We start from the raw sequence: 20,881 nt of genomic DNA on the forward strand, positions 1-20,881 counted from the left end.
TTATGCAACCGGCCCTTCTCGGCAACATCAGCGCAGAAGAGTTTCTGCGTGACTACTGGCAAAAAAAGCCTCTGTTGATTCGCCAGGCCTTGCCTGACTTCACGCCCCCTCTGGAAATCAATGAGCTGGCGGGTTTGGCTTGTGAAGAACAGGTAGAGTCCCGTGTCGTCATGGAAGAAGGGCCGGAAAGCCCCTGGCAACTTTTCAATGGCCCTTTTGGAGAAACTTTTCTACAAAATCTGCCGGAGAAAAACTGGACACTGCTGGTTCAGGCCGTGGATCACCTCTTGCCCGAGGTGGGTGAGCTGCTTAAGGAATTTAATTTCCTGCCGCGCTGGCGGATGGATGACATCATGGTCAGCTACGCACCGCCCGGTGGCAGTGTCGGCCCGCATATCGATTACTATGATGTCTTCCTGCTACAAGCCAGCGGTCAAAGGCGCTGGCAGCTGGGTCAGTTTTGTGATGAAAGCACCGAGTTACGCCAGGACACGCAACTGAAGATTCTCACCGACTTTCAAGCCAACTCCGATCAAGACTGGGTACTGGAGCCTGGCGATCTGCTGTATTTACCACCGCAATTGGCGCACTGGGGGACCTCCCTGAGTGAAGACTGCACCACTTGGTCCATCGGTTTTCGTGCTCTGAGTGCTGAGGAAATTCTTTGTGGTACGGCTGATTTTATCGGGGAAAAACTCAAGGAAGACCAGCGTTACACCGACCCCGATCTGACTTTACCTCGGCATCCGGCAGAAATCGATGACTCTGCCGTGCTGCGCTTGAAAAATCTGCTGCAGGAAGTGATCGACCAGCCAGCCGCCATCAATGAGTGGTTTGGTCGCGCCATGACCCAGACCAAATACCCGGATCAACTTCTGCCCCCCGAACAGCCCTGGACACAGGAAGACCTGGCGCAAGAGATCGCAGAAGTGGAGGCGGCTGACGAGCCTTTACTGGCTGTGTCCGAAGGCAGTCGTCTGGCCTTTCGGGCCGGTGAAGAAGGGCGTTGGCTGTTTGCCGATGGTGAAGCCTGGAGTTATTCTGCTGAACTCCAGCCCTGGATTGAAGAGCTCTGCCAGTTAAGCACTCTGACTACTGACTTTATTGAGCAAAGCCTGCAAAATAAAGAGGCAAGACACTTGTTGCTAGCCTTGATCAATCAAGGCAGCCTCTATGCAAACACTGAAGCCGACCCAGACTGAACCCTTGATCAAGGAAGCTGCTTTATGACCCCTTCTCCCACTGAGCCCAAAAAATCCCCGCTGCGCTTAACGGCCAAGCAAGGCTCTTGGGAGCAGATCGGAGAGGTCTGTCGCAAGGTTCGCTACAAGGTTTTTGTGGAAGAGCAACAAATACCCGAAGAGCATGAATGGGATGAGCAGGACCCTGTCAGTGAACACTTCCTGCTGCAGATTAATGACCGCCCAGCCGCCACGGCCCGCTTGACACCGGATGGCAAGGTAGGACGCTTTGCCGTACTCGCCAAGCTGAGAGACAAAAAGCTGGGAACCCGTTTGATGCAGCGCATTCTCGATCATGCCAAGCGCCTGGGACTGAAAAAACTGCAACTCAATGCCCAGATGGAGGTCGTCAACTTCTATCTCAAGCAGGGCTTCAAAATCAGTGGAGAAGAGTTTCTTGAGGTGGGCATACCTCACCTGCCCATGGAAAAAAGCCTGATAGCCGATCTGCAGGAAGAGACTCAAGTCAGCCAGGAAGACATCCAGGAGGCCCTGGCAACCACCAGCCAAGTGCGCTTGCAAGGCAAGGAACAACTACAGGCTTGTATTGAAACCCTGATTGCCCAGGCAGCACGCAGCGTCAGCCTGGAAACACCGGCTTACTCCAGCCGCTGGTTCACCGATGCGGCTTTGGCCCCCCTGTTGAGTCTGGCCAAACGTCACCCACACAGTCGAGTTCAGTTTCTCCTGGGTGAAACCCTGCAGTTTTCCCGCCAGTCCAGCAATCTGCTCAAACTGCATCAGCGCGCACCCAGCCATATTGAAATCTGCAAGGCACACAACCTGTATCGCCCCGCTCAGCAAGCCTGGCTGTTGATTGATGACAAGCATCTGCTCTGGTGGCCGCATTATCAGGAATCCAGAGCTGAGCTCTATACAGCGGAACATCGCGAAGCCTATCGTCAGGCTCAGACCTTCAAAACCCATTGGCAGAAAGCGGAGCAGGTCAAATACCTGCAGGGCCACCAGCTCTAAAGAATCTGCTGAGCTCACCTCCTGTAGTCAGGCTACCTCTGTAGTCATATTACAACCAAAATACCCCGACTAATGCCTATTTGTATCTCGACCCCTGCTGGGGCATGATGCACCGCACCAACCGGTTGGCAAACGCCGGTTACCGATTGAAGATCTCCAATGAACCAGCATCTGTTTTATAGAGGAACTAGCATGTCTACTTTTCAAAAAGATATTGACGCTGCCGCAACACTGAAAGAAAAAAATGGTCCTTCCTGGGATGCAATCAACCCTGAAGCCGTTGCACGCATGCGTGCTCAGAACAAATTCAAGACCGGCCTGGACATTGCCAAATACACTGCAGGCATCATGCGTCGTGACATGGCTGAGTTTGACAAGGACAAAACCAAATACACCCAGTCCCTGGGCTGCTGGCATGGTTTTGTCGGTCAACAGAAGCTGATCTCCATCAAAAAGCACTTCGGCACCACCGAACGCAAATACCTCTACCTGTCCGGCTGGATGGTTGCCGCTCTGCGTTCCGAGTTCGGCCCTCTGCCCGACCAGTCCATGCATGAAAAAACAGCAGTCGCTTCACTGGTTGAAGAGCTTTACACCTTCCTGCGTCAGGCGGATGCCCGCGAGCTGGGCGGCCTCTTCCGCGAGTTGGACAAAGCACGTGAAGCGGGTGATTCTGCTAAAGAAGCTGAAATTCAGAAGCAGATCGACAACCACGAAACCCACGTTGTTCCCATCATTGCCGACATCGATGCCGGTTTCGGTAACGCAGAAGCCACCTACCTGCTGGCCAAGAAAATGATCGAAGCCGGTGCCTGTGCCCTGCAGATCGAAAACCAGGTTGCTGACGAGAAGCAGTGTGGTCACCAGGACGGCAAGGTAACCGTGCCTCACAATGACTTCCACGCCAAAATCCGTGCCCTGCGTTACGCTTTCCTTGAGCTGGGTGTTGATGACGGTGTCATCGTTGCCCGTACTGATTCCGAAGGCGCTGGCCTGACCAAGGAAATCGCTGTAGTTCGTGAGCCAGGCGACCAGGGCGACATCTACAACTCCTTCCTGGACGTTGAAGAAGTGGCTCCAGAAGACACCAACCCAGGTGATGTTCTGATCAGCCGTGATGGCAAGCTGGTTCGTCCCAAGCGTCTGGCTTCCGGCCTTTACCAGTTCCGTCAGGGCACCGGTCACCAGCGTTGTGTATTTGACTGCATCGAAGCCATCAATGCCGGTGCTGACCTGCTGTGGATCGAAACAGCCGTACCCACCGTGTACGAAATCCGCGACATGATGAACGAAGTGCGTAAAGTACATCCAGATGCCAAACTGGTTTACAACAACTCGCCTTCCTTCAACTGGACGCTGAACTTCCGTCAGCAGGTATTTGATGCCTGGGAGAAAGAAGGTAAAGACGTTTCTGCCTATGACCGTGCCGACCTGATGAACGCCAAGTACGATGATTCGGAAATCTCTGCTGAAGCTGACAAGTGGGTACGCAACTTCCAGGCTGACTGTTCACGCGAAGCGAATGTTTTCCATCACCTGATCACTCTGCCGACTTACCACACTACGGCCCTGTCCGTGGATAACCTGGCCAAAGAGTACTTTGGTGAAGCCGGTATGCTGGGCTACGTGGAAGGCGTACAGCGTAAAGAAATCCGCCAGGGTATCGCCTGTGTCAAGCACCAGAACATGGCCGGTTCTGATCTGGGTGATGACCACAAGGAATACTACGCGGGTGAAGCAGCTCTGAAAGCAGGCGGCGCCAAAAACACTTCCAACCAGTTTGGCTAAGCCGAACAGGGAAGTGATCTGACAGGCCTTCGGGCACCATCAGAGCCTTCCTGAGAAAAAGGCGACCCTGAACCCCAGGTGTCGCCTTTTTTTATGGCTGCAAGGTTTTTACGTTAAAATGACCTTCGGTTTTTTACTGCAAACTGAATAAGCGATTCAACTATGACTGCTACACCGGCTTTTCTGAAAGATGCAAAAGATTTGTTAACTGAACAGGGTTTTGCCACTCGTAATATCTGGTATCACGGCACCTCCTCTGCTCTGCTCAATTCTATTCAGGAGCAGGGGCTGAAACGCTCCGGCGATCAGGCACTGAGAGAAGCAGCCAAAAAAACCATGGCGACGATTGGTAACAACTACACAGAAACAATTGAACCGGTCTTTTTAACCCCAAGCAAAGAGTTGGCCTACTACTGGGCCAGGCAAACGGTTCGCAACCGTAGTGTGCGTATTGAGGGCAACGAAGAGCCTGTTGTTCTGGAAGTTAAACTCGGGGAAGGCTTCAACTCAAAAGTAAAACCCGATGTGGGTGCTGCCAGCCTTTTACTGCTCAAAGAAGGTGAAAACTATCTGGCCCATCTGGCCGCCCTCTATCAGGAAAAGGGTTTCAATATTCCCCAAATTGATCTGATGAAAGCCGAACGCATGGAGTATCTGAACCTGTTGGGAATGGCTTATATTGATAACGATATTCCACCGGAGTGTATAGAGTTGCTTACGGAATAATGTCAGCTCCAGCAATACAAGTGGACTCTTGCCCCCACAAAAAAAGCCCCGGCATTTTGCCAGGGCTTTTAAGCTGGGGAAGAGCTGAGGTGATTAGTCTCTTTCTTCGACAACCCAGCCTTCAACCGTATCGGAGCCGTACTGGGCTTTCCACTCTTTAAGCTGCTTCTGGTTGCCACCACGCGTTTCAATGCGTTCCTGGGTATTGGGGTTCACATAAATTTTAAGTTTGCGCGTACGGCGATTGCCACGGCCCGAAGATTTACTCGGGGCTTCAGCATTCAAGGCAAAGATTTCAGCCAGATCACGCACTGAGCGTTCGTGCTTATCCAATACCGATTCAATTTCCTGCTTGAAAGTCAGCTCTTTTTTAAGTTGGGTGTTTTCTTCCATCTTGCGCATTTCTTCCTTGAGCTTACGCATTAACTCTTCTTTTTCACGATACGAAGCTAGAATTGACATTTTTTTCTCCTAAAATTTTCAACAGGCCGGGTAATTTTTATACAAAATAGACTTCTTGGCAAGTGTATTTGTTAATTACTATAAGAAAGACCCTGACATTCGGAAAAAGTTTCTCCTATTTCCCTGTCATTTTTGTTTAAATAGAAACCCGCTAATAGTGTGTTGAACCGGTCAGGTGAGCTTTATGCAGGTCAATTCCAAGTCTTCCTCTAATCGTGCTTTAATCATTGGTTTAACCGGTGGTATTGGCTCCGGTAAAACTGCAGCCAGTGATTTCTTTGCTGAACTGGGGGTTCAAGTTATTGATGCCGATGTACTGGCGCGCCAGGCACTGGAACTGGGTTCGCCTTTACTAAACAAGGTTTATCAGCAATTGGGGCAGGATTTACAGCAGGCTGATGGCAGCCTGGATAGAGCTGCCTTAAGAGTCAGGGTATTCAACGACCGCAAACAAAAGATCTGGTTGGAACAACTCATTCATCCCTGGGTCAGAGAGCAAATCATCCAGGCTATTAACTCCTTCAGCGGTGATTATTTGATTCTGTCTTCGCCACTGCTGCTGGAGAGCCATCAGGATCAACTGGTTGACCGGGTTTTAGTGGTTGACCTGCCTGAAGAGCTGCAAGTGGAAAGAACCTGCCAAAGGGATAACAATCAACGGGATCTGGTTGAAAAAATCATGAGCAATCAACTCAGTCGCAAGGAAAGGCTGGCCAGAGCCGATGATGTTCTGGATAACAGCCAGGGGTTAAATGAACTCAAAAAGCAGGTAAACTACTGGCATGCAATTTATCAAAAACTGGCACGGAGTTGAAAATGCAGCAAACACCCACACGCATCTTTCCCTGCCCCGGTTGCGGTCAAGCCAGTATTATCAGTCAGGACAACCCCTGGCGACCTTTCTGCAGTGAGCGTTGCAAACTGATTGACCTGGGCAGCTGGGCTGCTGAAGAACACAAGATAGCAGGCGAACCGGCTCTGGATGAGATGGAGTATGATGAGTCCCTGTTCACCAGAAATGAGTGATTCCAGCCACGCCCTGACCACCCAAGGCAAAAACACGCCTCTTGTCTTCGGGTTGCATGCCGCCCAGGGCATAAACCGGCATTTTGACTTCGTATTCAACCAATTCTTTGAACCTTTGCCAGCCCAGAGGTGAGGCACCCGGATGCGAAGGTGTCTCCAGCACCGGGGAGAGGGTGATAAAATCAGCATCAATCGCCTTGGCCTGACGCACAGAGGCGAGATCATGGCAGGCCGCAGCAACCAGCTTGCCTTTTGGCAAAGGCCGCTCAGAAAGGCTCATAAGGCGCTCTCCCGTCAGATGCACCCCGGCCGCATCGACTTCCTGCAACAGCTCAGGATCGTTGTTGAGGATGAGGCGGGCTCCAGCCTGGTTACAGGCTTCAAGAAAGTGTGTGGCAACCCGTTGATAGCTTTGCCTGTCCAACTGATGATCCCTGAGCTGAACCAGTTTCACGCCCCGGTCCAGAGCCTGTTGAAGCCTTGTGACTGAGCTGTCGAGGTCTTGACAGGAACCAGTGATAAGATACTCATCAGGCAAGGTCAGGGCTGTGATGATGGGGTCATTGGCTTCAGGAAATTGATAATCACCCAGATCTTGCAGTTTCACCCAGCGTACAGGCTGTCCTTCGCGGCCCCAGGGCTCACCTTCAAAGCAGCTGACCTTCCAGACATCCAGGAGAATTTTCTTGGCTGGGTAGGCATGGTTAATCCTGATCAAGGGACGAGCCTGGGTGATTCGGATTCCCAACTCTTCCTGAATTTCACGTTTAAGGGCTTGGTAGCCTGTTTCATAGGGGGCCAGTTTGCCGCCGGGAAACTCCCAAAGTCCTCCCTGATCAACATTCTGGGGTCTTTGTGCAATCAGGACTTCGCCCTGGTCATTGCAGATAGTGGCAACAGCAACAAGTAGCGGATGAGGCATAATCTAATCAGTATCCTAAGTGCGATAGTCAGCGTTGATCGTCACATAATCATGTGAAAAATCACAAGTCCAGACATCTTCGCAATGCTGGCCACGGCCCAGCTGAATTTTGAGGGTGATTTCCGCTTCCTGCATCACTGCCGAGCCCGCTTCTTCTGTATAGCTGGCAGCACGTCCACCCTGCTCCACTAGCAGCACATCACCCAGGTAAACGGTGACCCCTTCCACATTCAGTGACTCAAGTCCGGGCGCACGCCCGACTGCGGCAAGAATCCTGCCCCAGTTGGCATCACTGGCATACAGGGCTGTTTTGACCAGAGGGGAATGAGCCACTGTATAGGCAACACTCAGGGCTTCTTTCTGACTGGCCGCCTCTTCCACCTGTATACGTACAAACTTGGTGGCCCCTTCCCCATCACGGACAATCGCCAAAGCCAGCTCCTGCATCACCTGATTCAGTGCTTCGACAAAACACGCCAGATCGTCCGGCTGGTCTTCACTGAGGTGCGGCCCCTGATTGGTAGCCATCAGAATACAGCTGTCATTGGTTGAGGTATCACCATCAATCGTGATGCGGTTGAAACTGATGTCACAGCTTTGCTTCAGCAGTTTCTTCAAGAGGGGTTGAGAAAGCGAAGCATCCGTGGCAATGAACCCCAGCATGGTGGCCATATCGGGCTTGATCATGCCGGCACCCTTGGCAATTCCACTGATTCTGACTGTCTGTCCCTGAATTTCACATCGGGCGGTTGCACCTTTAGGAAGGGTGTCGGTTGTCATGATCCCGGAAGCAGCTGCGGCCCAACCAAGGTCATTGAGATCAGCAATGGCAGACGGCAGGCCTGCCAGCAAGCGTTCCATCGGCAAGGGCTCACCAATAACCCCGGTTGAGAAAGGCAGCACTTCTTCCGGACGACAGCCCATCAGGCTGGCCACTTCCACACAGGTGCGCTCGGCATCCCGTAACCCTTGGGGGCCGGTTCCGGCATTGGCGTTTCCGGTGTTGATGACCAGATAACGCGGCTGTGCCTGCTGCAAATGTTTTTTGGCCAGCTGGACTGGGGCGGCACAAAATGCATTCAAGGTAAAAACCCCGGCACTGTGACTGCCAGCCGCCAATTCCAGGATCACCAGGTCTTTACGACCGGTTTTTTTGATACCAGCACTGCCGGTGCCTAGTTTAAGCCCCTGAACAGCATTGAATTCAGGCAGAGTTAATTCTCCAACAGCCATTGAGCCCACCTCTTTGTTTAGCTGAGTTTGCCGTGACACTGTTTGTATTTTTTACCGGAACCGCAAGGGCAAGGCTCATTACGCCCGACTTTGGGGTATTCACGCTTGAAAGGCTGAGCAGCTGCTTCACCTGAGCGTTGCTGGGCTTCACCGGCAGCAGGTGCAGGTGAATCATGGCGGGCTTTCTGACGCTGCTGGAGCAGTTCGGCTTCAGCCTTGCGTTGACGCTCGATTTCCTCAACCTCTTCAGGAGTACGGATTTTAACGTGGCTCAGTATACGCACCACATCCCGACGCACATTGCCGAGGAAATTCTCAAAAAGGCCGAAAGCCTCTTTTTTATATTCCTGTTTGGGGTTCTTCTGGGCATATCCCCGCAGATGTATACCCTGGCGGAGTTGATCCATGTTCTGCAGATGTTCTTTCCAGCGACTGTCCAATACCTGCAGCATCACCTGTTGTTCAAAGCGACGGATTAAATCCGCACCCGCCTGCTCTTCCTTGTTCCGGTAGGCCTGCTCCATTTCCTGATGCAGTTTTTCCCGCAGGGTTTCTTCATGCAGGCTTTTATCCTCATCCAGCCATTGCTGGACAGGCACCGGGAGATTGAATTCGCTCTCCAGGTATTTTTCCAGTTCGGTAATTCGCCATTGATCCGGCATGGATTGCGGTGGAATAAACTGGGAGATTGCATCATCCAGAACATCCTCACGCATTTCTTCAACTTCTTCAGCGATATCTTCTGCTTCAAGAATTTCGCGTCGTTGGGTGTAAACAACCTGGCGCTGGTCATTATTGACGTCATCGTATTCCAGAAGCTGTTTACGAATATCAAAGTTGCGGCCTTCAACCTTGCGCTGGGCTTTTTCAACGGCATTGGTCACCATCTTGTGTTCGATGGCTTCACCCTGCTGCATGCCCAGCATGCCCATCATTTTTTTGACGCGATCTGAAGCAAAAATACGCATCAGGCTGTCTTCCAGTGACAGGAAAAAGCGGGTTGTACCTGGATCACCCTGGCGCCCGGAGCGACCCCGCAACTGGTTATCAATACGCCGGGATTCATGTCTTTCTGTACCGATCACATGCAGACCGCCGGCTTCCAAAACCTGGGCATGGCGCTCTTCCCACTCGGATTTCAGTTTGTCCAGCTGTTCCTGGGTGGGGTTTTCCAGTTTGGCCGCTTCATTTTCCCAGTTACCCCCCAGCACGATGTCTGTACCGCGACCGGCCATGTTGGTGGCCAGGGTAACTGCGCCGGGACGACCGGCCTGGGCAATAATGTCAGCTTCACTCTCATGCTGTTTGGCATTGAGAATCTTGTGTTTGATACCGGCTTTTTTCAGCAGGTTGCCCACATACTCGGAGGTTTCGATGGAGGCTGTACCGATCAGTACCGGCTGACCCTTCTCCACACAATGCTGGGTGTCCTCGATAATGGCAGCAAATTTTTCCTCGGCACTCATATAGACCAGGTCATTGTAATCAACCCGACGCACTTCACGGTTGGGCGGAATCACAACCACATCCAGACCATAGATATGATTAAATTCATAGGCTTCGGTGTCAGCAGTACCGGTCATACCCGAAAGCTTTTCATAAATGCGGAAATAGTTCTGGAAGGTGGTTGAAGCCAGAGTCTGGCTTTCTGCCTGAATTCGCAATCCTTCCTTGGCTTCGATCGCCTGATGCAGGCCTTCACCCCAGCGACGACCTGGCATGGTGCGCCCTGTATGCTCGTCAACAATCACAACCTGGTCATTACTGACGATATAGTCCACATCCTTATGAAACATGTGATGTGCCCGCAGACCTGAGTGCACATGGTGCAAAAGGTTGAGGTTACCGGCTGAATAGAGGCTGCCCCCTTCATCAAGCAGGCCTTCCTCGGACATCAGTTTTTCAACCAGTTGGTGCCCCTGTTCTGTAAGCTCAATACTGCGCTGCTTTTCATCCAGCAGAAAGTCTCCCTCTTCCTTTTCTTCATCCCAGGGAACCAGATGTGGAATCAAACGGTTGATGGTTTTATAGAGAGCCGAGCTGTCTTCGGCTGCACCGGAAATAATCAGGGGAGTGCGGGCTTCATCAATCAGGATGGAGTCCACCTCATCAACCACGGCAAAAAAGTGGCCACGTTGAACCCGGTCTTTCAGGGAAAAGGCCATGTTGTCGCGCAGATAGTCAAAACCAAACTCATTATTGGTGCCATAGGTAATATCAGCCTGATAGGCAACGCGCTTATCATCAGGGCTTTGACCCGAATAAATAACACCCACACTCAGGCCCAGAAACTCATAAAGTTTCCCCATCCACTCAGCATCACGGCGGGCCAGGTAATCATTCACGGTCACCACATGTACGCCCTTGTCAGCCAGGGCATTGAGGTAAACAGCCAGAGTGGCCACCAGGGTTTTACCTTCACCTGTGCGCATCTCGGCAATTTTGCCCTGGTTGAGCACCATCCCGCCAATCAGCTGCACATCAAAATGGCGCATACCCATAGCCCGTTTACCGGCTTCACGCACCAGAGCAAAACTCTCCGGCAAAATCTTGTCCAGTTTTTCGCCCTGGGCAACCCTGGCTTTGAACTCCTGCGTTTTTGCTGCAAAATCTTCGTCGTTCAACTCCAGGAACTGGGGTTCCAGGGCATTAATCTTCTCCACAGTTTTACGCAGAGTTTTGAGTTCACGTTCGTTCTTGCTGCCAAAGACTTTCTTGAATAAAGGGGTAATCATCGACTGTCCTTACCCGTGAAGTGAAAGAAGGAATGAAGGTCTCTCAACATATCACGTTTTTGTTAAAAGATGTTTTCGGGATTTTAACACTCTGACCACAGAGAAACACCCGCCAGAAGCGGGTGTTTTCAAGATAAGGAGGGAAAAGCTAGGGAGCAGAGCGAGAAACGTATCTTGCCGGGTCAACAGCACGGCCATTCTGGATCACTTCATAGTGGACATGGGTACCGGTACAACGACCTGTACAACCCATCAGACCCACCACATCGCCGCGATGCACCAAGTCACCCTTGGCAACCTTGAAGTCATTCAGGTGGGCATAGCGGGTGACATACCCATCACCATGATCGATTTCCACCAGATTACCAAAACCACCACGGCGGCTGGCATGAACAACCACTCCTGCACCTGTTGCCAAGACATCGGAGTTTTCACGACCGGCATAATCAAGACCTTCATGCCAGGAGGTGCGCCCGGTAAAAGGATCACTGCGACGCCCAAAGGTTGAGGACATCCAGCCACCGGAAACAGGACGACCGGCCAGGTAAACCTGATCAGCCAGGTTGCGTTTGGTCATCAAGGCGTGAATCAGCTCCAGCTGCTGGTGGCGCTGTTCTATCTTGCGGGTCAAGGAATCCAGCTCTTCCATTAATTCAGTGTCGGTATAACCGGAGCCTTCTTCATAAACTGATTCCGGGCCACCCAGAGGGGGCGGCTGATCAAAATTGAACTCGTCACTTAAATCAGCAACCGCTGTCAGCCGCTTGCCCAGTGCATCCAGACGCAATAGACGGGCTTGTAATTCGCCGAGGCGTGGCGTCAAAGCATCAATCCGTTCAATGGACTTGCGTTTGACTTCTTCCACTTCCTCACGCTGGGCCTGGAGCTCCTCTTCCATCATGCGGCTGGCCTTATTATTCTGTAGCCTTTCACTGGCATCAACCCACCAGTAAACCAGACTTCCACCTACCGCAGCAGGTATGGTGAATACCACAGTAAAAATAAAAGCCAATAGCCCTGGTGTCAGCTTGAACGACTTGCTTGAACTGTGTGCACTGCTGCAAAAAATCAGATTCATTGCTTGCTTCCCATGTCTTCCCCTTGGTGTTTTACTGGTTATTCGCTAGTATCTTTTTTTGGCATTCCTAAGGGGTGAGTAGTGAGTATAAAGGCAAGAGCGGGAAGAACAAAATCCCTGAATGCACTTATTAACAAAGACACCTCAATTCTCGGTGATATTCTGGGTCAGGCAGAAAAACTGAAACATATTGAAACACTTGTGCTGCAAAAATTACCTGAAGACAGCCGTGATTTCTATCGTGTGGGCAACTTTCAACAAGGTCGTCTGGTGCTTTTAACGTCCAGTGCCATACACCTGACCCGCTTTCGTTATTTAAAGCCACAGCTGCTGGCCGACCTCAGTGAGTGCCTGCCGGAGTTGTCTACAATTGAGCTTAAAATAAGACCCCAGCCGCCGGAGCCCAGAAAAGAGAAAAAGGGCCAGCCTATATCGGGAAACACCCGAGAAAAGCTGCGCAAGCTAGCTGAAGAGGTGGACAACCCCAAGCTGAAAGAAGCCCTGATTCGTGCCAGCCATTCACCAGAAACAAAAAACCAGCACTAGGCTGGTTTTTTTTCAGGCTTTAAAGACTATTACTCAAATCAGGCCAGAGCGGCAGCCGTGGTATAGGAAATCGGCGACTTGGCTTCTTCGCCTTCAAAGGTCACCACTTCCCAGGCATCAGGTTGACTGATCAACTCACGCAGTAGCTTATTGTTCAGGCCATGACCTGATTTATGCCCTTTAAATTCACCGATAAGGCTTTTGCCCAGTAGATAAAGGTCACCAATCGCATCCAGAACCTTATGTTTGACGAACTCATCTTCGTACCTGAGGCCATCTTCATTGAGAATACGATAATCATCAACCACGATCGCATTTTCCATGCTGCCGCCCAGGGCCAGGTTGCGTGAACGCAGGTATTCAATGTCACGCATAAAACCAAAGGTACGGGCACGACTGACTTCACGAACAAAAGACGTGGTGGAAAAGTCAATGATCGACACTTGTTTTTGATCGCGAAAAACGGGGTGATCAAAATCAATGCTGAAACCCACACGGAACCCTTCATGAGGCTCAAAACTGGCTGTTTTGTCGTCCTCAGTCACCGTGACTTTCTTTTTAATGCGAATAAACTGCTTGGCCGCTTCCTGTTCCTGAATGCCTGCAGACTGCACCAAAAAAACAAAAGGACCGGCACTGCCATCCATGATCGGCACTTCCGGAGCACTGACCTCAACGTAGAGGTTATCTATCCCCAGACCAGCGAGTGCGGACAGCAGGTGCTCAACGGTACTGACTTTGGCGCCACCTTCACAGAGAGTCGTGGAAAGGGTGGTTTCACCCACATTGTCAGCACGAGCATGGATCTCTGCAACAGGATCCAGGTCAACCCGGCGAAAAATAATACCACTGTCCACCGGAGCAGGCCGTAGTGTCAGGTAAATTTTTTCACCTGAATGCAGGCCTACACCCGTTGCCCGGATCGTATTTTTGAGGGTACATTGTTTGATCATTGCCACTCTTCTCAGCTCTCTGGGAGCTAGATATCAAGAGAAAACCTGAACAGTAACCTGTTCAGGCCTGAATTTCATGTAACTTTAACAAAGTTCTGCTAAAGGCGAAACTTCTGGCAACCAGAAAATAGATAAGTTTCGTATCTACAGCTTTGTTTATGTTATTAGGTGTCTCTGATCAACGTTATGAGCGCAGGTCAGGGCAGTAGTTGATCTGGGTTACCTAGTCGGCCTGCTTTCTTAAAAAAGTCGGTATATCCAGCATCGAGGCCTGATCACCACTGGGTGTCGCATGAGCACGAACATTGGCTTGACGGGCAACCTGGGCTCCACCGGCAATAGCTGCTTCAGACAGCGAGGCCCGCTTGGATGCCCGGGATGTTGGCTGTTCAGCTTCCACCTTGGCGGCTGCTTTTTGTTTGTTCTCCAGCCCCGTCGCAATCACAGTGACTCGCAACTCATCCCCCAGGGATGCATCGACAGTGTTGCCTACAATGATGGTGGCATCTTCATCAGCATGCTCATACATGAGGGCAATCACTTCATCAAACTCTTCCAGTTCCAGGTCGGCATTTGCGGTAATGTTGACCAGAATGCCTTTGGCACCTTTAAGGTCAATATCTTCCAATAGTGGAGATCGAATGGCCTGCTCTGCGGCCTGCAGATGGCGCTGCTCACCCGATGCCGCACCGGCACCCATCATGGCCGTGCCCATTTCCGACATGACGGTACGCACATCGGCAAAGTCAACGTTCATTTCACCGGGATGAGTGATGACGTCAGCAATCCCTTTAACCGCGCCCAGCAGAACATCATTGGCCTTGGCAAAGGCGCCCTTCAGGGTAATACCCTTAGGCAGAACCTCACGCAATCTCTGGTTGGGAATCACCACCAGGGAATCAACATGCTTGGTCAGTTCAGCAATGCCTTCTTCAGCCAGGCGCATGCGCTTGGGACCTTCATTATTAAAGGGCTTGGTCACCACAGCCACCGACAAGATACCCAGCTCACTGGCCACTTCTGCAACTACAGGGGCAGCTCCGGTGCCTGTTCCGCCCCCCATACCGGCTGTAATAAAGACCATGTCAGCACCCTGCAGGATATCGGCAATCACTTCCCGATCCTCAAGAGCTGACTGGCGACCCACTTCCGGGTTGGCACCTGCGCCCAGCCCCTTGGTGATATCGCCGCCCAACTGAATTTTAATAATGGGAGTATCGCTAACAAAAGAAGCATCTTCTTCTGCCTGAGCCTCTTCGTCCTTCAACTGGACACGGGACATTTCCAGGACGGAGTCAGTGGGCGCTGACTGGGAGTTCTGGCGGGCAGTCTCAACAGCCTTCTGCTTGCGCAGAATACCACTGACCTGTTTATCAATATTCTTGAGTGCCTGGGCATCTGTATTGGCACAGATAAACTCGACATCCTGTATCCGGTTGGCCACCATGTGAGCAACAGCATTGCCACCACCACCACCAACACCGATGACCTTGATAACCGCCAGGGATGATGGTGTATTTTCAACTATTTCAAAAGCCATTTGCCCGTCTCCTGAAAACAGCCCTGAATCAAAAAAATTGATACAACCACTGTTAATCGACTCATAATTACTTAACTTTGCACTAGACTAACAAATACAGCAAGCAGAATAAAAGCTATGCCGTTAAAAACACTGGCTAAAACTGACGCTGGAACCAGCGCCTGATGCGGGTCAAGGTGGTTTCATACTCCACTTCTCCGCCCTGGCCTTCACTTCGGTAGCCTCCTTCAGGAAGGGCTTCGCTGTCTGTGCGCTGGAGTGCATAGTGCAAAAGACCCACACCCGTTGAATAAACCGGGTTGCTTACCACATCATTCAGGCCCACAACAAACTGCGGACTCGCCAGGCGAACCGGAGCATGAAAAATCTCCTCGGCCAGCTCAACCGCACCTTCAATCTTGGCCGTACCACCGGTCAGGACGATACCCGCAGCAATTCTGTCCTCAAAACCGCTGCGTCTTAACTCAGCCTGGATCAAAGTAAACAGCTCATCATAACGCGGCTCAACCACCTCTGCCAATGCCTGACGTGACAGCTCGCGGGGCGGACGATCCCCCACACTGGGCACCTTGATCATTTCATCCGGGCCAGCCAGCTGAGTCAAAGCACAAGCATATTTAATTTTTATTTCTTCAGCGTGCAGGGTGGGTGTCCTTAATGCCATGGCAATATCGTTGGTAACCTGATCACCGGCTATAGGTATAACTGCCGTATGTCTTATTGCCCCTTCCGTAAATATTGCAATATCGGTTGTTCCACCACCAATATCAACAATACACACACCCAGTTCTTTTTCATCTTCTGTTAATACTGAATAACTGGAAGCAAGTTGCTCAAGAATTATATCTTCAACTTCCAACCCGCAGCGACGCACACATTTTTCAATATTCTGAACTGCATTGACGGCACAGGTGACCAGGTGAACCTTGGCCTCCAGGCGCACACCGGACATACCCAGAGGTTCGCGAATACCTTCCTGACTGTCTATAGCATATTCCTGGGGAAGAATATGGATGATTTTCTGATCCGCCGGTATGGCAACTGCTCTGGCGGCATCGATGACTCTTTCCAGATCGGCCTCACCCACTTCACGATCACGAATGGCAACGATGCCATGCGAGTTCATACTGTGAACATGGCTGCCTGCAATGCCCACGTACACTGAGTGGATTTCACAGCCAGCCATCAACTCGGCTTCTTCCACAGCACGGCGGATGGATTGCACCGTGGAGTCAATATTGATGACTACGCCTTTTTTCAACCCGCGCGAGGGATGCGAACCCAGACCGATGATTTCCAGCTTGCCTTCAGGGGTTCGTTGACCAACTATGGCAACGACCTTGGAGGTGCCAATATCCAGCCCGACAACCAAACTACCGGGGTTAGACTGTTGTGCCATAATAAAGGAATACTCCTTGATGAATGGCTTCAGGCAAATCTCCTGAAGCAACCTGCTTATTTATCTTCGGTCTTCTTCCAGCCTACAGACAGGCCATTGGGATACCGCGTATCTATTATGTTTACCTGGGCCTGCTTATCTTCCGACCATTGATCCCAAACCCAAATAAAACGATTAATTCTTTTCTCTATGTTATCACGACCCAGCATAAGAGTAACGCCACTGGTTAACTGAAGTTGCCAGGCACCTCTAGGCTCCAGGCGCAGCTCGCTGATGGCAACATCCAGAGGTTCAACAGCTTCTGCCAATTGCTGGTGAAACTCCAGAGCCTCCTGCAACTGGTCGGCCTCACTGAAAATATGCAGTGATAAACCCAGGCTTTCCGGGTTGGCCGGATAAAAAGCCTCTCCCTGCTCATCCAACACCGCCCGGCTATTCCATCTTGCCCAGGCCTGGCGCTCCTGCAATTGAATAGCAATCTGGTTGGGCCAGCGCCGGGTAATCACTGCTTTTTCCAGCCAGGGATCGCGTTCCAGATCCTCCTGCAGGCCCGTCAAATCGACTTTCCAGAAGGCTTCGGAAAGCCAGGGTAAAGCACGTTGCTGCAAGAGCTGCTGGTCAACGTAACGCACTTCACCATAGATAGATACTTGTCCGACAGGACGAGCCAACATCCAGTGCAGGGCATAGCTGGCTGCCAGCAGAAGTAGCAGCAAGGGTAGCAAGGCTTTCAGCCAGCCTTGCCAGCTTGAATGCCTAGTGGCCACTGAACACCTTCAGGCGGGCGGTACTCACCAGTTTCAGGACCAGATCCTGGAAGTTCATTCCGGTGTAGGCGGCTGCCTGAGGCACCAGACTCATATCGGTCATGCCCGGACTGGTATTCACTTCCAACAGCCAGGGTTGCTGCTGCTCATCAAGCATAATATCCACCCGACCCCAGCCTTCACAACCCACAGCCCGGTATGCACTCAATGCCAGCTCCTGCAATGCCACTTGCTGCTGGTCGTTCAGACCGCTGGGTAACAAATAACGCGTGTCTCCGGTGACATACTTGGCACTGTAATCATAAAAATCATGGCTGGTTTGCAACCCGATAACCGGCAAAGCCTGATGATCGACAATACTCACAGTAAATTCAGCACCTTGAATATAGCGCTCCGCCAGCACTCTGTCATCATATTGACTGGCTTCCAGCCAGGCTTTTTGCAATTCCGAGGCTGAATTGACCTTGCTCATTCCCAAACTGGAACCTTCGTGGGCGGGTTTGACCATCAAGGGCAGTCCCAGTTGTGCAACCACCTGGTCGGGATCGGACTCCTCTGTCAAGAGACAGGAAGCGGGAGTCGGCAAACCTTGTCCCAACCAGACCTGCTTGCACTTATATTTGTCCATGGCCAGAGCGGATGCCATGACATCGCTGCCCGTATAGGGTATGCCCAGCCATTCCAGCACACCCTGAATACAGCCATCTTCGCCACCACGACCGTGCAGGGCAATAAAGGCCCTGTCAATCGGCTCGGCAAGGAGTTGGGCGATTGCATTTTTGCCCAGGTCCAGACCAAAAGCCTTGACACCCTGGGCTTCCAAAGCCGTCAAAACAGCCTGACCACTTCTCAGGGAAACTTCACGTTCTGCAGAACACCCCCCCATCAAGACCGCAACACGGCCGAGTTCTTTTATTTCTTGTTGGCTAGCAGGCATCCACGACTCCGGACTTCAGTTCATGAGGTTATTGTTTGATAAAAGCCAGTTCACTTTTGGCCAGACGCTGGGCAAGGGCTCCGATATCACCTGCCCCCTGGGTCAACAGGATATCACCCGGCTGCAAGACACCGGCCAGCAGGTTTTCCAGTTCATCCGGGTCGTCAACAAACAAGGGATCCACCTTACCACGCTGACGAATGGAACCACTGAGACTGCGCCCATCTGCTCCCGGAATGGCAGGCTCACCTGCAGCATAAACATCCAACAATACCAGAGTATCCACCCCGGACAGCACCTTGACGAAATCTTCATAAAGATCCCGTGTGCGGGAAAAACGATGAGGTTGATAAAGCATAACCAGGCGTCTTTCCGGCCAGCCTTCCCGAACCGCTTTGATGACTGCTTCCACTTCCCTGGGGTGGTGGCCGTAATCATCAACCAGCATGACCTCACCATCAGCCACAGGAAAGTTGCCCAGTTGCTGGAAACGCCGCCCCACTCCCTGAAAATTGCGCAGACCCTGAACAATATCCTCATCGGCGATACCCTCATCCGTAGCCACAGCGATGGCTGCCAGGGTGTTGAGAACATTATGACGCCCAGGGCTGCTCAAACCTATCTGCAAGTCCGGCAAGCCATGCGGGCGCTGAACACGAAAACTGATTTCCCGCCCCTGCTGCTGAAAATCCCGGGCCACAAAATCAGCTTCTTCACTGAAACCATAGGTCAAAACAGGGCGACCTATCCGTGGCAGCAGTTCGCGGAGATGGTCATCATCCAGGCAGACAACAGCCAGCCCGTAAAAAGGCAGATTATGCAGAAATTCAATAAAGGTGGTTTTCAGCTTTTCAAAATCACCACCGTAGGTCGACATATGATCGGCATCAATGTTGGTGACGATGGAAACCATGGGCTGCAAATGCAGAAAGGAGGCGTCCGACTCATCGGCTTCCGCCACCAGATAACGGGATTCTCCCAGGCGTGCATTGGTACCGGCCTGGGTAAGCTTGCCACCAATCACAAAAGTCGGGTCCTGACCTGCCTGTGCCAGAATGGAAGCAATCAGGCTGGTGGTGGTGGTTTTGCCATGGGTTCCGGCCACGGCAATGCCATGGCGAAAACGCATCAGTTCAGCGAGCATTTCTGCTCTTCTGACCACAGGAAGGCGGGCTTCCAGGGCGGCAGCCACTTCCGGGTTGGCTTCATTGATAGCCGTGGAAACCACGATCACATCAGCACCCTGGATGTTTTCCTGGTGATGGCCGATATGAACCTGGGCACCCAGCCTGATCAGGCGCTCCACTGCAGGTGAACGTTTCACATCAGAGCCACTGACCTGATAACCCTGGGTTAACAGAACTTCAGCAATGCCACACATGCCTGCACCCCCAACGCCCACAAAATGCAGGTGGCGAATACGGCGCATGGCAGGCACACGATAGGGCAGTTTTGTCATTTACTCATCCTTCAAAAGATATTCAATCAGAGTGGCAGTAGCCGCAGGCTTGGCAAGACTTTTAGCTTTTACAGCCATTTGTTGCAAACGGCTGCGCTGACCCAGTGGCCCTTGCAGCAGCCCGGCAAGATATTCCGGTGTCAGTTGCGCCTGGGGCACAAGCATACCGGCATCAGCATCCGCCAAAAAACGTGCATTATGCGTCTGATGATCATCAACCGCAAAGGGGAAGGGCACCAGAAGGGCAGCCACGCCTGCTGCAGAAAGCTCGGAAACCGTCAGGGCCCCGGCCCTGCAAACCACCAAATCAGCCCAGGCAAAGGCTTCGGCCATATCATCAATAAAGCTAGTGATTTCGATATCCGCAGCAGCACCCAGATTTTCAGCATAGCTTTCCCGAGTGGCTTCTTCCTTGCCAGCACCCGCCTGATGACGCACCCAGGGGCGCATTTCTTCGGGTAATAGCGCCAGCGCTCTGGGTAAAGTCTGGTTGAAAATCTGGGCACCCAGGCTGCCACCAATCACCAGCAAACGCAAAGCACCCTGGCGCCTGGCATAACGTTGTTCGGGTGCAGGCAGATTCAGCAGTTCCTGTCTGACCGGATTACCCAGGCAGACGATCTTGCTGGCAGCTGGAAAAGCGGAGGGAAAAGCAGTAAACACGCGGCGTGAGAAGGCGGCCAAGCGCCGATTGGTCATCCCCGCCAGGGCATTCTGCTCATGAATATACAAGGGAATACCCAGCAGCCTTGCAGCCAGCCCACCGGGACCGCTGGCAAAGCCACCAAAACCGACAACCCGCCGGGGTTTAAGACGGCGCAGAAGTTGCCAGGCCTGCCAGACGGCACGCAACAAACGGAAGGGGGCCGCCATTAATGCCAGTTTGCCTTTGCCGCGCAAACCTGTCACTGACAAACCATAAAAGTCGATACCTGCCTCAGGCACTCGCTGCGCTTCCATGCTGTGCTTACTGCCCAGCCAGGCCAGACTTTCACCTTTTTCGGCCAAGCCCCGGGCAACAGCCAGTGCCGGAAAGATATGGCCACCCGTACCGCCTGCCATAATCAGGTTATCCAAGTGTTCGGGCTTCATGA

At 52.0% G+C, this 20,881-nt stretch carries 19 protein-coding genes; 7 read left to right on the plus strand and 12 right to left on the minus strand.

Annotated features, from left to right (window positions below; all coding sequences use genetic code 11):
• Positions 1 to 2 precede the first annotated feature (2 nt).
• The 4 genes from LG323_RS05515 to LG323_RS05530 all read left to right on the plus strand — a co-directional run bounded on the left by LG323_RS05515 (position 3) and on the right by LG323_RS05530 (position 4,730).
• A complete protein-coding gene (locus LG323_RS05515; RefSeq protein ID WP_404419753.1) occupies positions 3 to 1,202 on the plus strand; it encodes a JmjC domain-containing protein in 1,200 nt (399 codons plus the stop codon).
• A 24-nt stretch (positions 1,203 to 1,226) separates the two neighbouring features.
• On the plus strand, positions 1,227 to 2,216 hold the full coding sequence (locus LG323_RS05520; protein ID WP_404419755.1) for a GNAT family N-acetyltransferase: 990 nt from the start codon (positions 1,227 to 1,229) through the stop codon (positions 2,214 to 2,216).
• A 192-nt stretch (positions 2,217 to 2,408) separates the two neighbouring features.
• Positions 2,409 to 4,004, plus strand: coding sequence for an isocitrate lyase (locus LG323_RS05525; protein ID WP_404419757.1), 1,596 nt, complete (start codon positions 2,409 to 2,411; stop codon positions 4,002 to 4,004).
• Positions 4,005 to 4,166: 162 nt separating this feature from the next.
• Positions 4,167 to 4,730: a hypothetical protein gene (locus tag LG323_RS05530; protein WP_404419759.1), complete on the plus strand. Its 564-nt coding sequence runs from the start codon at positions 4,167 to 4,169 to the stop codon at positions 4,728 to 4,730.
• 93 nt (positions 4,731 to 4,823) lie between these two features.
• Here LG323_RS05530 and LG323_RS05535 read toward each other — a convergent pair whose 3' ends face one another.
• Positions 4,824 to 5,192, minus strand: a complete 369-nt coding sequence (locus LG323_RS05535; RefSeq protein ID WP_404419761.1) for a histone-like nucleoid-structuring protein, MvaT/MvaU family — start codon at positions 5,190 to 5,192, stop codon at positions 4,824 to 4,826.
• 184 nt (positions 5,193 to 5,376) lie between these two features.
• On the opposite strand from LG323_RS05535, the gene coaE reads away from it, so the two are divergent.
• Together coaE and LG323_RS05545 are read left to right on the plus strand one after the other, a co-directional pair.
• Positions 5,377 to 6,006: a dephospho-CoA kinase gene (coaE, locus tag LG323_RS05540; RefSeq protein WP_404419763.1), complete on the plus strand. Its 630-nt coding sequence runs from the start codon at positions 5,377 to 5,379 to the stop codon at positions 6,004 to 6,006.
• Positions 6,007 to 6,008: 2 nt separating this feature from the next.
• Entirely contained in the window at positions 6,009 to 6,218 is a 210-nt protein-coding gene (locus tag LG323_RS05545) for a DNA gyrase inhibitor YacG (RefSeq protein ID WP_404419765.1), read from the plus strand.
• Here LG323_RS05545 and LG323_RS05550 read toward each other — a convergent pair.
• The 4 genes from LG323_RS05550 to LG323_RS05565 form a co-directional block, all read right to left on the minus strand.
• Positions 6,202 to 7,140: a Nudix family hydrolase gene (locus tag LG323_RS05550; RefSeq protein ID WP_404419767.1), complete on the minus strand. Its 939-nt coding sequence runs from the start codon at positions 7,138 to 7,140 to the stop codon at positions 6,202 to 6,204. The genes LG323_RS05545 and LG323_RS05550 overlap by 17 nt on opposite strands.
• 15 nt (positions 7,141 to 7,155) lie before the next feature.
• Entirely contained in the window at positions 7,156 to 8,373 is a 1,218-nt protein-coding gene (gene argJ / locus LG323_RS05555; protein WP_404419769.1) for a bifunctional glutamate N-acetyltransferase/amino-acid acetyltransferase ArgJ, read from the minus strand.
• A gap of 17 nt (positions 8,374 to 8,390) precedes the next feature.
• The gene (gene secA / locus LG323_RS05560) at positions 8,391 to 11,108 is read right to left on the minus strand and encodes a preprotein translocase subunit SecA (protein WP_404419771.1); all 2,718 of its coding nucleotides are present in this window, start codon (positions 11,106 to 11,108) and stop codon (positions 8,391 to 8,393) included.
• Positions 11,109 to 11,256: 148 nt separating this feature from the next.
• A complete protein-coding gene (locus LG323_RS05565) occupies positions 11,257 to 12,186 on the minus strand; it encodes a peptidoglycan DD-metalloendopeptidase family protein (protein ID WP_404419772.1) in 930 nt (309 codons plus the stop codon).
• An 81-nt stretch (positions 12,187 to 12,267) separates the two neighbouring features.
• On the opposite strand from LG323_RS05565, the gene LG323_RS05570 reads away from it, so the two are divergent.
• The gene (locus tag LG323_RS05570; RefSeq protein ID WP_404419773.1) at positions 12,268 to 12,732 is read left to right on the plus strand and encodes a DUF721 domain-containing protein; all 465 of its coding nucleotides are present in this window, start codon (positions 12,268 to 12,270) and stop codon (positions 12,730 to 12,732) included.
• 38 nt (positions 12,733 to 12,770) lie between these two features.
• On the opposite strand, the gene lpxC is transcribed toward LG323_RS05570, so the two are convergent.
• From lpxC to murG, 7 genes are all read right to left on the minus strand, one after another.
• Positions 12,771 to 13,685 (minus strand): UDP-3-O-acyl-N-acetylglucosamine deacetylase, encoded by a 915-nt coding sequence (gene lpxC, locus LG323_RS05575; protein ID WP_404419774.1) that lies wholly within the window; start codon positions 13,683 to 13,685, stop codon positions 12,771 to 12,773.
• Between the two features lie 223 nt (positions 13,686 to 13,908).
• Positions 13,909 to 15,225, minus strand: a complete 1,317-nt coding sequence (ftsZ, locus tag LG323_RS05580) for a cell division protein FtsZ (RefSeq protein WP_310697971.1) — start codon at positions 15,223 to 15,225, stop codon at positions 13,909 to 13,911.
• 136 nt (positions 15,226 to 15,361) lie between these two features.
• Positions 15,362 to 16,624: a cell division protein FtsA gene (ftsA, locus tag LG323_RS05585; RefSeq protein WP_310697970.1), complete on the minus strand. Its 1,263-nt coding sequence runs from the start codon at positions 16,622 to 16,624 to the stop codon at positions 15,362 to 15,364.
• Positions 16,625 to 16,680: 56 nt separating this feature from the next.
• Positions 16,681 to 17,391 carry a cell division protein FtsQ/DivIB gene (locus LG323_RS05590; protein ID WP_404419775.1) on the minus strand — a complete coding sequence of 237 codons (711 nt, stop codon included), beginning with the start codon at positions 17,389 to 17,391 and terminating at the stop codon, positions 16,681 to 16,683.
• Positions 17,381 to 18,328, minus strand: coding sequence for a D-alanine--D-alanine ligase (locus LG323_RS05595; RefSeq protein WP_404419776.1), 948 nt, complete (start codon positions 18,326 to 18,328; stop codon positions 17,381 to 17,383). Before LG323_RS05595 ends, LG323_RS05590 begins: the two co-directional genes overlap by 11 nt.
• Before the next feature lie 28 nt (positions 18,329 to 18,356).
• Entirely contained in the window at positions 18,357 to 19,787 is a 1,431-nt protein-coding gene (gene murC / locus LG323_RS05600) for a UDP-N-acetylmuramate--L-alanine ligase (protein WP_404419777.1), read from the minus strand.
• Positions 19,788 to 20,879, minus strand: coding sequence for an undecaprenyldiphospho-muramoylpentapeptide beta-N-acetylglucosaminyltransferase (gene murG / locus LG323_RS05605; RefSeq protein ID WP_404419778.1), 1,092 nt, complete (start codon positions 20,877 to 20,879; stop codon positions 19,788 to 19,790).
• Between the last annotated feature and the right edge of the window lie 2 nt (positions 20,880 to 20,881).

The organism is Marinospirillum sp. (assembly GCF_044810985.1).
Lineage (GTDB): Bacteria > Pseudomonadota > Gammaproteobacteria > Pseudomonadales > Halomonadaceae > Marinospirillum.

What these genes read in the sequence shown, in the direction of transcription:
- argJ (WP_404419769.1), bottom strand. Translation starts at nt 8,373, where the DNA reads ATGGCTGTTGGAGAATTAACTCTGCCTGAATTCAATGCTGTTCAGGGG.
- murG (WP_404419778.1), bottom strand. Translation starts at nt 20,879, where the DNA reads ATGAAGCCCGAACACTTGGATAACCTGATTATGGCAGGCGGTACGGGT.
- lpxC (WP_404419774.1), bottom strand. Translation starts at nt 13,685, where the DNA reads ATGATCAAACAATGTACCCTCAAAAATACGATCCGGGCAACGGGTGTA.
- LG323_RS05525 (WP_404419757.1), top strand. Translation starts at nt 2,409, where the DNA reads ATGTCTACTTTTCAAAAAGATATTGACGCTGCCGCAACACTGAAAGAA.
- LG323_RS05515 (WP_404419753.1), top strand. Translation starts at nt 3, where the DNA reads ATGCAACCGGCCCTTCTCGGCAACATCAGCGCAGAAGAGTTTCTGCGT.
- LG323_RS05535 (WP_404419761.1), bottom strand. Translation starts at nt 5,192, where the DNA reads ATGTCAATTCTAGCTTCGTATCGTGAAAAAGAAGAGTTAATGCGTAAG.
- LG323_RS05565 (WP_404419772.1), bottom strand. Translation starts at nt 12,186, where the DNA reads ATGAATCTGATTTTTTGCAGCAGTGCACACAGTTCAAGCAAGTCGTTC.
- murC (WP_404419777.1), bottom strand. Translation starts at nt 19,787, where the DNA reads ATGACAAAACTGCCCTATCGTGTGCCTGCCATGCGCCGTATTCGCCAC.
- ftsA (WP_310697970.1), bottom strand. Translation starts at nt 16,624, where the DNA reads ATGGCACAACAGTCTAACCCCGGTAGTTTGGTTGTCGGGCTGGATATT.
- LG323_RS05595 (WP_404419776.1), bottom strand. Translation starts at nt 18,328, where the DNA reads ATGCCTGCTAGCCAACAAGAAATAAAAGAACTCGGCCGTGTTGCGGTC.
- LG323_RS05520 (WP_404419755.1), top strand. Translation starts at nt 1,227, where the DNA reads ATGACCCCTTCTCCCACTGAGCCCAAAAAATCCCCGCTGCGCTTAACG.
- secA (WP_404419771.1), bottom strand. Translation starts at nt 11,108, where the DNA reads ATGATTACCCCTTTATTCAAGAAAGTCTTTGGCAGCAAGAACGAACGT.
- ftsZ (WP_310697971.1), bottom strand. Translation starts at nt 15,225, where the DNA reads ATGGCTTTTGAAATAGTTGAAAATACACCATCATCCCTGGCGGTTATC.
- coaE (WP_404419763.1), top strand. Translation starts at nt 5,377, where the DNA reads ATGCAGGTCAATTCCAAGTCTTCCTCTAATCGTGCTTTAATCATTGGT.
- LG323_RS05550 (WP_404419767.1), bottom strand. Translation starts at nt 7,140, where the DNA reads ATGCCTCATCCGCTACTTGTTGCTGTTGCCACTATCTGCAATGACCAG.
- LG323_RS05530 (WP_404419759.1), top strand. Translation starts at nt 4,167, where the DNA reads ATGACTGCTACACCGGCTTTTCTGAAAGATGCAAAAGATTTGTTAACT.
- LG323_RS05545 (WP_404419765.1), top strand. Translation starts at nt 6,009, where the DNA reads ATGCAGCAAACACCCACACGCATCTTTCCCTGCCCCGGTTGCGGTCAA.